12 protein-coding genes and 1 pseudogene are annotated in these 13180 nt (G+C 58.9%); 9 read left to right on the top strand and 4 right to left on the bottom strand.

Going from position 1 to position 13180, the window contains the following annotated elements:
* The 4 genes from T18_RS05910 to T18_RS05895 all read right to left on the bottom strand — a co-directional run.
* Positions 1-887, bottom strand: an 887-nt coding sequence (locus T18_RS05910; protein ID WP_038489995.1) for an SMP-30/gluconolactonase/LRE family protein, incomplete at its 3' end; no start/stop codon positions are given.
* Between the two features lie 4 nt (positions 888-891).
* Positions 892-1521, bottom strand: a complete 630-nt coding sequence (locus tag T18_RS05905; RefSeq protein ID WP_026330617.1) for a 2-dehydro-3-deoxy-6-phosphogalactonate aldolase — start codon at positions 1519-1521, stop codon at positions 892-894.
* Between the two features lie 77 nt (positions 1522-1598).
* A complete protein-coding gene (locus tag T18_RS05900; protein WP_013635571.1) occupies positions 1599-2513 on the bottom strand; it encodes a 2-dehydro-3-deoxygalactonokinase in 915 nt (304 codons plus the stop codon).
* Positions 2513-3283, bottom strand: coding sequence for an SDR family NAD(P)-dependent oxidoreductase (locus T18_RS05895; RefSeq protein ID WP_038489998.1), 771 nt, complete (start codon positions 3281-3283; stop codon positions 2513-2515). The genes T18_RS05900 and T18_RS05895 overlap by 1 nt, the downstream gene beginning before the upstream one ends.
* Before the next feature lie 84 nt (positions 3284-3367).
* On the opposite strand from T18_RS05895, the gene T18_RS05890 reads away from it, so the two are divergent.
* From T18_RS05890 to T18_RS27575, 9 genes and pseudogenes are all read left to right on the top strand, one after another.
* Entirely contained in the window at positions 3368-4237 is an 870-nt protein-coding gene (locus tag T18_RS05890; RefSeq protein WP_038490001.1) for an IclR family transcriptional regulator, read from the top strand.
* 208 nt (positions 4238-4445) lie between these two features.
* Positions 4446-5186 carry a helix-turn-helix transcriptional regulator gene (locus tag T18_RS05885; RefSeq protein WP_019564223.1) on the top strand — a complete coding sequence of 247 codons (741 nt, stop codon included), beginning with the start codon at positions 4446-4448 and terminating at the stop codon, positions 5184-5186.
* A gap of 78 nt (positions 5187-5264) precedes the next feature.
* Positions 5265-6488 carry a CmpA/NrtA family ABC transporter substrate-binding protein gene (locus tag T18_RS05880; protein WP_038490006.1) on the top strand — a complete coding sequence of 408 codons (1224 nt, stop codon included), beginning with the start codon at positions 5265-5267 and terminating at the stop codon, positions 6486-6488.
* A gap of 127 nt (positions 6489-6615) precedes the next feature.
* A complete protein-coding gene (locus T18_RS05875; RefSeq protein WP_038490010.1) occupies positions 6616-7761 on the top strand; it encodes an Mrp/NBP35 family ATP-binding protein in 1146 nt (381 codons plus the stop codon).
* A gap of 338 nt (positions 7762-8099) precedes the next feature.
* Positions 8100-9077: a magnesium/cobalt transporter CorA gene (corA, locus tag T18_RS05870; RefSeq protein ID WP_013635577.1), complete on the top strand. Its 978-nt coding sequence runs from the start codon at positions 8100-8102 to the stop codon at positions 9075-9077.
* A gap of 15 nt (positions 9078-9092) precedes the next feature.
* Entirely contained in the window at positions 9093-11012 is a 1920-nt protein-coding gene (locus T18_RS05865; protein WP_038490013.1) for a potassium transporter Kup, read from the top strand.
* Between the two features lie 146 nt (positions 11013-11158).
* Positions 11159-12310: a cell wall hydrolase gene (locus T18_RS05860; RefSeq protein WP_019564219.1), complete on the top strand. Its 1152-nt coding sequence runs from the start codon at positions 11159-11161 to the stop codon at positions 12308-12310.
* A gap of 270 nt (positions 12311-12580) precedes the next feature.
* Positions 12581-12946, top strand: a complete 366-nt coding sequence (locus T18_RS05855; protein WP_003511695.1) for an AtpZ/AtpI family protein — start codon at positions 12581-12583, stop codon at positions 12944-12946.
* A gap of 60 nt (positions 12947-13006) precedes the next feature.
* Positions 13007-13180 (top strand): annotated as a pseudogene (locus T18_RS27575) (F0F1 ATP synthase subunit A); the annotation flags it as partial.

The raw sequence follows: 13180 nt of genomic DNA, 5'->3' as shown, positions 1-13180 counted from the left end.
CACAACCGGTAGAGCGGCTCGAACCTGCCCTTCACCTCAATCCCGAGCTCGAATGTCTTTCCGTGCTGCGGATTGGCGGCAATGGCGTCGTCGTCAAGATTTTCGCGGGCGGATGTGACGAGAAGGCGCGACGCATCGGGGCCGATGAAGGCCGGGCAGGTGGTCTGTCCCGCTGGCACCAGATAGCGTTCGATGTGGTTGCCGTCGGCATCGTAACGATCGACCGCACCCATGCCCCAGCGGGCGTTCCAGATATGTCCTTCCGCATCGCAGACCGATCCGTCTACGCCACCGTCGATGCCGGCGGTGTCAATGAACACCTCTGCCTTGCCGGTGGGAAGTCCCGTCTCGGCATCGAGCGGCACCTTCATCAGCTCGTTGACCTTGGTGTCGACGTAATATCCGGTCGCGCCATCGGGCGAAAAGCAGATCGAATTTGGAATGCTGACATCGGCAAACAGCTTGGTCACGGTTCCCCTGGCAACATGGTAGATGCTGCCCGCGCCGATTTGCGCCTTGCGGCCCATGGTGCCGATCCACAGCGCGCCCGAGGGATGCATACGCCCGTCATTCGAGCGGTTGTCGGGCATGTCCTTTTCAAGCTCCGCATGCAGCGTCAACACGCCGGTTGCCGTATCGCGAAGGAAAAGGCCGTCATCGGAGGCGATCAATTGCTTGTGGTCGCTGATTTTCGCCAGTGCGCTGCCCATGAAGGGCAGGGCGTGCACCGTTTTGCGGCCGGAAGCGAGATGCAATTCATGCAGTTCGCGCCCGATGATATTGAACCACCAGGCCGTGCCGGTCGCCGGGTCGAAAGTCGGGCCTTCGCCAAGCGTCATCGGCGTTTTGTCAAGAACACGTCCGGCGAAGGGAAAAACGGTCGCCATGCTTTTATCCTCCAATTGCTGCATCATAGGCCGAAAGTGTGACGATGGCGCGCTCGCGCACCTCCGCAGCCGTCATGCCGGGCTTGTAGAGACTGGTGCCAAGCCCGAAAGCGAGGATGCCGGCGTTGGTATAGTCGGCGAAATTCTTGTCCGAGACGCCACCAACGGCGGCAATGACCAGATCCTTCGGCAGGATCGTCCGGATCGCATTGATGCCGGCCGGGCCGATGATGCTGGCGGGAAAGAACTTCAGCCCGGTTGCCCCGGCTTTTGCGGCGACCAAAGCCTCGGTCGGAGTCAGAACGCCCGGCATCGTCACCATGCCCTTGACGCGCGCGGCGGTGATGACGTCGGCATCGGCGTTGGGGCTGACCATCAGCTTGCCACCGGCGGCGTCCAGCGCATCCACGTCTTCCGTGCTGAGCACGGTGCCGGCGCCGATCAGGCAATCGGCGGGCGCCATCTTCGCGGCGATCTCGATCGAGCGGAACGGATCGGGGGAATTGAGCGGGATTTCGATGGCGCGGAAGCCGGTCTCGATCAGCGCGCCGACGACGCCTTCGGTTTCCTCGGGTTTAAGGCCGCGCAGGATGGCGATCAGCGGATATTTCATGGCGGGGAAGGGGATACGCATGGTGGGTCTTTCGTCCTTGAGCGGGATGGCGAAAAGCGGTAGCGGTTTTCGCCTGGAATTCCGCTCCACTGAATAATCTATGACCAGATGGCATTTGCGGCGGCTAACAACCCGCGCCGAACGGCCTCGTCTGCGTCGATGACAGTATATTGAATCTCAAGGGCTGCGAATGCACCCTCGTAAAGCGCACCGAGCGCGCCGGAGCCGATCAGCACCACCGGCGTGTCCCGCCGTACGGAGGAATGCGCACCGGCGATTTCCAGTCCGATCATGATGCCGGAAAGCTTGGCCTTGGCGTCTGTCGCGGTGAGGCCGTGCAGCAATTGTCCGGAGCGCAGGGTGAACAGACGGTTGGTGGCGAGCTGCGGATTGGCGTAGATATCGCGCACCGCCGCCCTGAATACCTCGTGCTCGCCGGTAAAGGCTTCGGCTTCTGCCACCGCATGGGAAAGGATGGTCTGTTTCGAGATGACCTCGAACAGCTCACCGGTCATGAAGGTGGCAAAGCCCGTCACGTCGCTGCCATCCACCGTTACCCATTTGGAATGGGTGCCGGGCATGCAGACCAGCTTCCTGCCGCCACCGGCGGAGCTGAGTGCACCGAGCAATTGCGTTTCTTCGCCACGCATCACATCAGGTGCGTTTTTGTCCCGCTGCGCCAACCCCGGCAGAATGCGGACATCCCGCTCCTGACCCGGCACGCGCACCGCACCATCGAGAACCGCTGAAAGCGATGCAGGCACGTCGATATAACCGGCCTCCACCCAGCCCTGCCGCGCACCCGCCATGCCGCAGATAAGAACCGGCAGTTTTTCCGGTGCGCCGATGGCATCGAGATGCGATTGCAGCACCTCTGTAAAGCCGGTCCGCATGGCCGTCGTCATGCCTTCAGCACTTCTGCGCTCAGCCAGCACCGCGCCGGACCGGCTGAGCAGCCAGAGCCGGAAACTGGTCGTGCCCCAGTCGACGGCGATAAAAGCGGGTTCAGACATTATAACAGGCCTCCGTCTACGATTATGGATTGCGCGGTGATCGCGCTCGATGCCGATGATGCGAGAAACAGGCACGGACCCACCAGATCGGCGGCGACAAGCGTGCGCTTGAGACATTGCCGTGCCGTGGTCGAGGTGACGTCGTCGTCCGTCAGCCACAATTCTCTCTGCCGTTCCGTCACGATCATGCCCGGCAGCAACGTGTTGACGCGGATATTTTCCTGCCCCAACCGTCCGGCCAGGCTTTTCGTCAGGCCGATGATGCCGGCCTTGGCTGCCGCATAAGAAGGAAGCTCGCCCATGTTCAGCAAAAACGAAATCGAGGAGAAATTGATGATGGCTGCGTCTCGCGCCTGCCGTAGATGTGGCAAGGCGGCCTGAACCGTGAAGAACATCTGCTTGATATTGACGGCCTGATTGGCATCCCAATAGGCTTCTGTGACGGTATCGATGTCGTGGCGGTCGTCCCATGCGGCATTGTTGACGAGCACCTTGATGCCGCCGGTCGCAGCTGCCGCCGCCTCCACGCTCTGCCGGGTCACCGCAACGTCGCGCAGGTCGGTCTTGAAGAAATGGACCCGATGGCGTGCGGCATGAGCAAGCCGCGCAACGAGCGCCACACTCGGCTCTTCGGCGATGTCGATGAACGCGACCCTTGCGCCCTGCGCCGCAAAGGCCTCTACCAGCGATGCCCCGATGCCGGAGCCGCCGCCGGTGACGAGCACGCCCGTGTCCTTGAGGTCAGGGAAATGGGCTTGCATCATCGACATCGTCTCGTCCAGTGAGGGGCTTGATTGTTCCATTATTTGGAACTAGATTTTACTAAATGGAATTATTCTCTTGGCCGCAGACTTATGTCAAGACAGATGACGGTGGATGTTGCCATGCCCGATTACAAAAAACCAAATGACAGCGAGCATGAGGTGGTTCCTGCCGTGAAGCGAAAAAAGGAAAGCGTAACCGGCACGCTTGGTAAGGCCGTCTCGCTTCTGGAGCTTATCGCCCTTGCCGAAAAACCGATGCGCTTCACCGACGTTGTCGAGGCTTGCGGCCAGCCGCGCGGCACGGTGCACCGCCAGCTCGCCCATCTCGTGGCCGAAGGTCTGGTCGATCATGTCGCCGACCAGACCTATGTCGTGGGTCTGAGGCTGCTGCAATTGGCTGCCAAGGCCTGGAGCAGCAATGATCTGCGCAGCGTTGCCGCGCCGCATCTGGCGGCATTGCAGGAGGCGACGCAGGAATCCGTGCATCTTGCCGTTCTGAACGGCGGGCAAGTCACCTATCTGGACAAAATGGAGGGCAAGCATACTTTGCGCATGCATTCGCAGGTGGGCAAGACATCACCCGCCTATTGCACAGGGGTGGGCAAGGCCGCGCTGTCAATGCTTTCCCCTGACGATCTCGCTGCACTTGCCGCAGAGCTGGACTTCCACCGCTTCACGCAAAATACGATCGTAACCCCGCAAATGCTGGCGCAGGATGTGGCCGCCATTCGCAGCAATGGCTACGGTTTCGACCTTCAGGAGCATGAGATCGGCATTCACTGCGTTGCCGCGCCGGTATGGGCGCCGGGGCGCAATTTTCTCGCGGCGATTTCCGTCACCGGCCCAGCCTATCGCGTGGATGTGGAGCAACTGCGGAAATGGGGTCCTCTGGTGCGCGAAACGGCCGATCAAATTTCGGCGGAACTTGCCTGCAGATTATCTCCGGTTGCGAATGGTTGAGAAAAATGGATGCGTGAAGCTGTTGGTTTCCGCTTCAAAAACTGCAGATCGCGCGCCGATGCATGTAAGTGAAATCTTATTTTCGATTATTCGGAATTAAGTTTCAACTTTTGTTTGCATGAATCATTTTGGCGAGTAACATCCGCGCAATTTCCGCACGAAGGCAGGCCTTTGCGGCGGTATTTTCTCTTTTTTGAAGAACCGCTTCATGCAGAAAACAGAGACGGCCGCCGTTCAGTCGATTGGTGTTGATTGCGTTCGCGAGATCGCCGGTCTCAACACGCAATTCGATATATTCCGGTTTTTGAAACGGCTGACGGAAGCCTGGGGATTCAAGGCCTTCATGGTGCTTGACCTCTCGGCCGAAATGGCGAGCGAATTGTCGCAATGCACCATCATCACCAGCTGGCCGGCCGAGCTTTTGCAGCGTTATGACGAAGAGGGCATGCTGCAGAGAAGCCGGGTGATGGCGCAGTTGAAGAAATCGACCACACCCTTTTCCGTCTCCCTGGATTTTCTGGTCAGCGGCGACGAAAACGCGCCGAAGAAACCGGTCATCGGACTTTTTGAGCGGTTCGATATGATCAATTCGGTGTGGTTTCCAGTTCACGACATCACCACGATGCGGGGAGCGGTGTCTTTTTCCGGTAACAAAACGAGTTTGCCCACCAGCCAGCTAGCGGAACTTTTTTACATTTCCAGCCACATCTTTGCCCGGCTATCTGAAATCCGCCGCCTTGACCTGCGGGTTCCAGAGACATTGAACGAGCGCGAGATAGATTGTCTGAACTGGACGGCCGCCGGCAAGACCAGCGCCGAGATCGCTGAAATCATGATGCTGTCGGAACATACCATCAATCACTACCTGAACCGTGCGACGAAAAAACTCGATACGGTCAACCGCACCCAAGCCGTCGCAAAGGCGCTCCGGGTCGGTCTGATTAAATAGCGAAACCGCAAATTTATCATTGTGATAAATGGGTTCCTGGGCGATCCTTCTTTCGAATCACCGGGAAGGAGAAATCGTTTGCCGGAACGGCATAGGATAAAAGCGGGGTTTTCTCCGACTGTCGATTGCGCCGTACTGATAGCCGCTGCCGAAAAAGGCTTTGCTGCCGACGAAGGCGTAGAACTGGAACTCATCCGAAAACAATCCGCGCGCGCCGTGCTTGCAGCACTTGGCGAGGACGAGGTTCAGATCGCCCATTTGCCCGCCGCGGTTCCCGTCGGTTCAGCGGTTGGCCTCGATGACTTGCCGGCCGATATTGTCGGCGTTTTCACTCTTTCCCTTGGCGGATCGGCAACGACCGTTTCGCACGGATTTTTCGACGAGCTTTACCGGGAGGGCATGAAGCTGCCAGACCCGGCCGCGTTCGGGCGGGCGATGGCCCGTGTCTGTTCCGCGCGCCGGGCGGCGGGTGAAAAACCGCCGGTCTTTGCGATCGAGGATATTGTGTCCACGCCGTTTTATGCGTTGCGTTATCTGCTCGGAAGCTGCGGCGTGCTGCTCGGCCGCGACATGGAAATCGTTGAAGCCCTGCCGAAGGCTATGCCGGCGCTTTTGGAAAGCGGCAAGGTCGATGCGCTCTGTACCGCCGAACCGGCGGGCAGCGCTGTGGTGCTGGGTGGCGGCGGGCGGATCGTCACCACGGGAGCGCTGATCTGGCACAATGCGCCTGAAAAGATTCTGGCCGTGAAGCGGCCCTGGGCGGAAGAGAACGCCACTGTGCTGGAAGGCTTGCTGCGTTCGCTTTATCGCGCCGGCGAATGGTGCGCCAACTCCGCCAATATCGAGGAACTTACCGGCATTCTTGCCGCCCCCCATTATATTGACGAGAACGGCGAATTCCTGCTTCCAGCGCTGACGGGTTATATTTCCACTTCGCAAAGGGACATGCAGCGTTTTCAGGAGTTTTTCGTAACAAGCGCCAAGGCCGCCAATTTCCCCTGGCAAAGCCAGGCGCTGTGGTTCTTCAGCCAGATGTTGCGCTGGGGCGAGGTTCCCCCCGATCGCCGGTTCGATGCAGGCGTGGTGGAGGCCGCGCGCAATGCCTATCGGCCGGATATCTTCCGCAAGGCGATGAAGCCGCTTTTCGTGCCGGTGCCGGGCGCGAACCTGAAGCTGGAAGGCACGTTGCGGGAGCCGGTCCATGTCGGGGCGTCACGCTCGGGTCTTGTCCTCGGCCCCGACTGTTTTTTCGATGGTCGGGTTTTCGATCCGGAAACGCTTGATATGGACGACGAAATCTGAAGTCTGCGAATAAGCCGTCGCGATGATCCGCTGTTTGCGGTTTGGCATTGGCGAACGGGCCGCGTTTGTCTATGGATGGCGCGGAATGCAGCCCATATCCGGTGGGATGATGTAGCGGAGTAAACATATGGCAGAGGTCAGCAAGCACCAGGTCGAAACGGCTTTGGAGGCAGTCATCTATCCGGGCAGCGGCAAAAGCATTGTGGCGCTTGGCATGGTCTCGGAAATCTTCATCGCCGACGCGAAAGCCTATTTCTCTATTACCGTCCCGGCCGACAGGGCAGCCGACATGGAGCCGTTGAGGCTTTCGGCTGAACAGGCCGCCAAGGGCGTTCCGGGTATCGCCGGTGCTGTCGTCGCGCTGACGGCGGATCGCAAACCCGGCACACAACAACCCGCACCGGCGCGCCCGGCCCCGGCGCGCCCTGCGGCTGCAACCGGCCGGCCGGCCGCGCAGCCAGGCTCGTCGAAGGTCGGCGTTCCCGGCGTCGGCGCGATCATCGCCGTTGCCTCGGGCAAGGGCGGGGTCGGCAAGTCCACGACCGCCGTCAACCTGGCGCTGGGCCTGCAGGCGCTGGGCCTAAAGGTTGGCATGCTCGACGCCGACATTTACGGCCCCTCGCTGCCACGACTGCTAAAGATTTCAGGACGCCCGCAGCAGCAGGAAGACCGCATCATCATTCCCATGGAAAATTACGGACTGAAGGTCATGTCCATGGGATTTCTGGTGGATGAGGAAGCGGCGATGATCTGGCGTGGGCCGATGGTTCAGTCCGCATTGATGCAGATGTTGCGTGAAGTCGCCTGGGGTGAACTCGATGTGCTGGTGCTCGACATGCCGCCTGGCACCGGCGACGCGCAACTCACCATCGCCCAGCAGGTGCCGCTCGCCGGCGCCGTCATCGTCTCCACGCCGCAGGATCTGGCGCTGATCGACGCGCGCAAGGGCATCACCATGTTCCGCAAGGTGGAAGTGCCGCTGCTCGGCGTCGTCGAGAATATGAGCTACTTCATCGCACCGGATACCGGCGCGCGTTATGATATTTTCGGCCATGGCGGTGCAAAGGCAGAGGCTGAGCGGATTGGCGTGCCGTTCCTCGGCGAAGTGCCGCTCACCATTTCCACCCGTGAAATGTCTGATGCCGGAACGCCGGTGGTTGCCGCCGAGCCGGATGGTCCGCAGGCCGCCATCTACCGCGATATTGCGGAAAAAGTCTGGGCCCGCATCGGTGCGGGCGAAAGAAAAGCCGCGCCGAAAATCGTTTTCGAATAACGTACCGGTTGCGGAAGAAAAAAAGGCCGGACGGTTGCCCTGCCTGGATATATTTTAAAAACAATATGTTAACTGGTGGCTTCGGGAAAGGCCGATGCATTTGAACGCCAGAGATGCATCGCCTGCAATGCTGTCGCGAGAAAATATTGCTTGATTGGGTCTCGCTTTGGGAGCATAGCCCTGCGCCGTTTGGTTCTTGGTCCGTCAGTCCGGCGGGATGTGAAAATCCCGCTCGTTCCGGTGTTCCCTGAAGTGTCGTCCAAAGGTTTGCCGACCTTGAACAGGATATGTTAAGCAGCATTGCGGCTGAAGCCAGCGATGCGGACCGGAGAAACGGATTGATAAAAGCCTATCGCGCCAACTGCGAGGCGATCAGCCTGTCGCCAGACGACGGCCGTGAACAGATTCCCGACGATATCGTCTGGATCGACCTTATCAATCCGACGAGGACGGAAGAGCAGTATGTTGAAAAACTGCTGGGGCTTGAGCTGCCCACCCGCGAGGATTTGAAGGATATCGAACCTTCCAGCCGCCTTTACATGGAAGATGGCAACGTCTTCATGACCGCCTCTCTGGTTTGGAAGGCAGATTCCGACGGTCCGCGCCTGACAGATGTCGCCTTTATTCTTGCCGGCAAGCGCCTTGTGACGATCCGTTATGCCGAGCCGAAATCATTCCACCTCTTCACCGCCGCCATCACCCGCGTGCCGCACGAGATGCGCAGCGGCACCGCGCTGTTGCTGAAACTGCTGGAAACCATCGTCGATCGCACGGCGGAAATTCTCGAAAACTCGGTGGCAGGCATCGACAATCTCGCCGCCGATCTTCTCGGCAGCCAGGCGCGCAGCAAGCGCAAGGCGCCGCGTTATCTGGAAGACCGACTGACCAACATTGCCGCCTATCACCGGCTGATCTCCAAGGTTCGTGACAGCCTTGCTTCCCTTGCACGCCTGCAGACTTTCCTGTCCACAAGTGCGCAGGTCCAGCAGGACAAGGACGCGAGGGAACAGAGCAAATCGATCGGTCGGGATATCCAGTCGTTGAGCGAACATGCCTCCTTCGTTTCCGGCAATCTGACATTCCTGCTGGACGCTTCTCTCGGCATCATCAACATCGAGCAGAACGGCATCATCAAGATCTTCTCGATCGCGTCGGTCGTGTTCTTGCCGCCCACTCTGGTGGCGTCGGTTTACGGAATGAACTTTCAGCTCATGCCGGAGTTGAACTGGACGTTTGGCTATCCACTCGCGCTCGTCGTCATGCTGATGTCGGCAATCATCCCGTTTCTCTTTTTCCGTTGGAAGGGCTGGCTCTAAGGAGCCAGGATCATCATGTCTCAAATCGCAGACAAGGACTTTACCGAGAAGCCGGATTCGGATGACAAGCATCAGAACAAGGGGCTTTATGCCGCGATCCTTGGTTCTATCGGCGTCGTCTACGGCGATATCGGCACCAGCCCGCTCTATGCCTTCCGCGAAGCGCTAAAGCCGATCGCCTATGATGGCGTGACGAGAGAAGAAGTCATCGGCCTGACATCCCTGATGATCTGGTCTCTGACGATCATCGTAACGTTCAAATACATCACGCTCCTGCTGCGCGCCGACAATGACGGCGAGGGCGGCACACTCTCGCTTCTGGCGCTATTGATGAAGACGGCGGGCACTCACCGCAGCGTTCTCATCGTGCTCGGCCTCATCGGCGCAGCCCTGTTCCTGGGCGATGCCATGATCACGCCGGCGCTATCAGTGCTTTCGGCGGTGGAGGGTCTGAAGCTCGTCACTCCGGCCATGGACGACTTTATTATTCCGATCTCCGTCTGCATTCTCATCGGCCTATTCGCGATCCAATCGCACGGTACGGGAACGGTGGCGAAATTCTTCGGACCGATCACCGCTGTCTGGTTCCTGGTCATGGGTGTAGCCGGCCTCATTCACATCGCCGATGATTTCGGCATTCTCTATGCCTTCAACCCCTGGCATGCGGTCGAGTTTCTCGCCAATGAAGGCTTTTATGGCATCGTCGTACTGGGCGCAGTTTTCCTGACGATCACCGGTGCTGAAGCGCTTTATGCCGATCTTGGCCATTTCGGCCGCCGTCCCATCCAGTGGGCATGGTTCTGTCTGGTTTTCCCGGCACTGACGCTGAATTATCTCGGTCAGGGCGCGCTGGTTCTCAAGGACCCGGCTGCGATGTCCAATCCGTTTTACCTGATGTTCCCGCAATGGGCGATCCTGCCGGCCGTCTTTCTGGCGACCGCCGCCACCATCATCGCCAGCCAGGCGGTTATAACAGGCGCGTTCTCGCTCGTGCGTCAGGCGATCCATCTCGGCTATCTGCCGCGCATGGAAATCCTCTTCACTTCGGAAACCAATACCGGGCAGATCTATCTTCCCGCCGTCAACACCATCCTGCTGTTCGGCGTCGTCGCACTGGTGCTCACCTTCAAAAGTTCGGATGCACTGGCCACCGCCTACGGCATTTCCGTTACCGGCGCGATGGTCGTCACCAGCATGATGTTCTTCGAATTCGTTCGCAAGCGCTGGCAATGGTCCATCTGGCTGGCGATTGGCGTGCTGGCGCCGCTTCTGCTGCTGGAACTGATTTTCCTCGGTGCAAACCTGCTCAAGATACATGATGGCGGCTATGTGCCGGTGTTGCTGGCAATCGCTTTCACCATCATCATGACCACCTGGCAGCGCGGCTCGAAAATCCTTTTCGCCAAAACCCGCCGCAGCGATGTGCCGCTGAAGGCTTTCGTGGCTTCGGTGGAAAAGGAAAGCGCCCATGCGCCGGTGCGCGTGCCCGGCACAGCGATTTTCCTGACTGGCGATCCGGATGCCGCACCCGCTGCATTGTTGCACAATCTCAAGCACAACCACGTCCTGCACGACAAGAACGTGATTTTGACGATCCGCACGGAAGACCAGCCGCGCGTCCGCCCCGAAAATCGTTACACACTGACGAAGCTGAGCGATCGTTTTGCCGTAGTCGAACTGCATTTCGGCTTCATGGAAACGCAGAACGTCACCCAGGCGCTCGGTTACCTCAGGCGCACGGGTTACAAGTTCGACATCATGTCCACCTCGTTTTATCTCGGTCGCCGCAAGCTGGTGCCGGATCCGAAATCGGGCATGCCCGGCTGGCAGAACCGACTGTTCATCGCGCTTGCCGAAACGGCCGCCGATCCCTCGGACTACTTCCGCCTTCCGGCCAACCGCGTGGTGGAACTCGGGTCTCACGTCGTCGTCTGATTATTAGAAGGTGGTTACACATTAACGTGAAGCCGCGCCCGCGCGCGGCGTTAACCAAGCATCAAGGTTAATAAGAGATTCTCGAACACCTGTAACAAATATGGTTCCTGGTGTTCGGAGTGCTGGTTTTGCGTTCGAAAAGAGTAATGCGTCGTCGGTCCTTTGCGTCCCTTCAGGCATGGACCTCACCCGTTGTCTTCGGCCTTGCTGCCTGGCTCGTCTTTCCTTCCATTGCCGCACGCGCGGATTTGGCCTCCCTGCTGGCAGGGCTGGACAATGGCGGCGAGCAATGGCGCATGGTGCTGACCGCGTCACCGGCAGGCTCTGTCCATAACGCCTCGCTCACCTTTAACGATGCGGAAGGGGAGGCGGCGCTGCATGGCAGCGGCATGACTCTGCCCGATGGCCGCAAGGTGGCTTTCGTCACCAACAAGAAGGGTGACGAGACGACACCCGACAGCGAGCGCGTCAACCGTGCCGCCAAGAAGGGTCGCATCGTCGCAACCGAAATCATGCAGCCGCCAAAGGCCTTCACCGCCGGTTCCGTGCTGGAACGCACTAGCATGCTGGATATAGAGCCGCTGAAGCGCAAGGACCGCACGGCTTTTGTGAAACCGAAACGCGGCAGCGACGTCAAACTTGCCTCCTTCTATTTCCGCCGTGAAGAAAAGAAGGCGGACAAAAGCGTCTCTCCGATGCTGGCGGAACTCGTTACCAACAGGACTCCCGATATTCTCGCCACGGCTTACGCGCCGGCCGAACCGGATTTCGCCCGTGAATCGCCGTTCGACGCCATTCTGAAAAAGCCGGAGGCCGGCCGCTTCGTGCCGTTGATCGGCGCGGACGATCACGCATGGGCGGCAACGCCGCTGCCCGCTGCCGTGTTTTCCGCAGCCGAACAGCAATGCCTTGCATCCGGCATATATTTCGAGGCGCGCGGTGAATCGGTCAAGGGACAGGCGGCGGTGGCACAGGTGATCCTTAACCGCGTGCGCAACCCCGCTTATCCGAAAACCATCTGCGGTGTGGTTTATCAGAACAAGGATTGGCGCAACCGCTGCCAGTTCTCCTTCGCCTGCGACAATATAAAGGACCGGGTGAATTCCGAACGTCACTGGAAAATGGCGCGCGAAGTGGCCATGGCAACCACCGCCGGCAAAATCTGGCTGACGGAAGTGGGCTCGGCGACTCACTATCATGCCGTCTATGTTCGTCCCGCCTGGGGAAAATCCATGAAGAAGGTCGGCAGGATTGGCTTGCACGTCTTTTATCGAACCTATGGTGGCGGCTGGAGCTGATACCACCGCCAATTTGTCGCAATTTGCGTGTCAAAAATGCCGATTCCCGGGGGAAACATCGTCGACAAACGGCGATTTGGCGTTAAGCCTTTGTTTTTAAATATTTAATTTGTGAAAAAACAAGCTTCGCCAGTGCCTTGACTAGCGAAGCCCCTAAAACTATGTTGCGCGCGACTTCAGAGCGGGCTGGAACAGGCTTAATCCGTCACCGTTTACAACTCCAAAGGGTTCTGGCATGGCTGGAACGGAGAAAATGGGTGGGATTTTAAGATGACTGGCAACCGTGACGATAGTCTGGACGAGCGTCGCAAGCGCCTTGCCGAAGAGTTGGCAAAGGTGAAGGCGGAGGATGAGGCGGAAGTGAGGGCGGAGACCAATGCCGCGGAAAGCCGGAAAGGCTTTGCGATGGCGGTGAAGCTCTCATCGGAGTTCATTTCGGCCATCGTGGTCGGCGCTATGCTGGGTTATCTTCTGGACTATTTTGTCGGCACGACGCCGTGGGGGATGATCGTTCTTCTTCTTCTCGGTTTCTGCGCAGGCGTATTAAATGTGTTGCGCTCCACGGGCGCGGTGGCAAAGCCGCCGCTGCTTGAGAGAGCCGACAAGCGAGACGAGGGTGGAAAAGACGGCGTTTAAGCTGTTTTTTCTTGCAGTTGAGATGCCGCCGTGAGCGGCGACAGGTAAAGAGGGCAGCCGGTGGCAAACGATCCGACCCATCAGTTCTTGGTGCAGCCGATCATTCCGATCGAAATTGGCGGCGTCGATTTTTCCTTCACCAATGCGTCGCTTTTCATGGTCGCGACCGTGGCCGCCGCTTCCGGTTTCCTTTATTTCGCAACGTCGAGCCGTGGTCTGATCCCGACCCGCATG

The organism is Rhizobium sp. TBD182 (assembly GCF_001950375.1).
Taxonomy (GTDB): domain Bacteria; phylum Pseudomonadota; class Alphaproteobacteria; order Rhizobiales; family Rhizobiaceae; genus Agrobacterium; species Agrobacterium tumefaciens.
This window is presented reverse-complemented; position numbering and strand designations above follow the sequence as displayed.

Bases quoted from the DNA above. Each gene is read 5' to 3' on its own strand.
- T18_RS05885 (WP_019564223.1), top strand. From the start codon at position 4,446: ATGCAGAAAACAGAGACGGCCGCCGTTCAGTCGATTGGTGTTGATTGC.
- T18_RS05890 (WP_038490001.1), top strand. From the start codon at position 3,368: ATGTCAAGACAGATGACGGTGGATGTTGCCATGCCCGATTACAAAAAA.
- T18_RS05875 (WP_038490010.1), top strand. From the start codon at position 6,616: ATGGCAGAGGTCAGCAAGCACCAGGTCGAAACGGCTTTGGAGGCAGTC.
- T18_RS05865 (WP_038490013.1), top strand. From the start codon at position 9,093: ATGTCTCAAATCGCAGACAAGGACTTTACCGAGAAGCCGGATTCGGAT.
- T18_RS05855 (WP_003511695.1), top strand. From the start codon at position 12,581: ATGACTGGCAACCGTGACGATAGTCTGGACGAGCGTCGCAAGCGCCTT.
- T18_RS05900 (WP_013635571.1), bottom strand. From the start codon at position 2,513: ATGTCTGAACCCGCTTTTATCGCCGTCGACTGGGGCACGACCAGTTTC.
- T18_RS05905 (WP_026330617.1), bottom strand. From the start codon at position 1,521: ATGCGTATCCCCTTCCCCGCCATGAAATATCCGCTGATCGCCATCCTG.
- T18_RS05895 (WP_038489998.1), bottom strand. From the start codon at position 3,283: ATGTCGATGATGCAAGCCCATTTCCCTGACCTCAAGGACACGGGCGTG.
- T18_RS05860 (WP_019564219.1), top strand. From the start codon at position 11,159: ATGCGTCGTCGGTCCTTTGCGTCCCTTCAGGCATGGACCTCACCCGTT.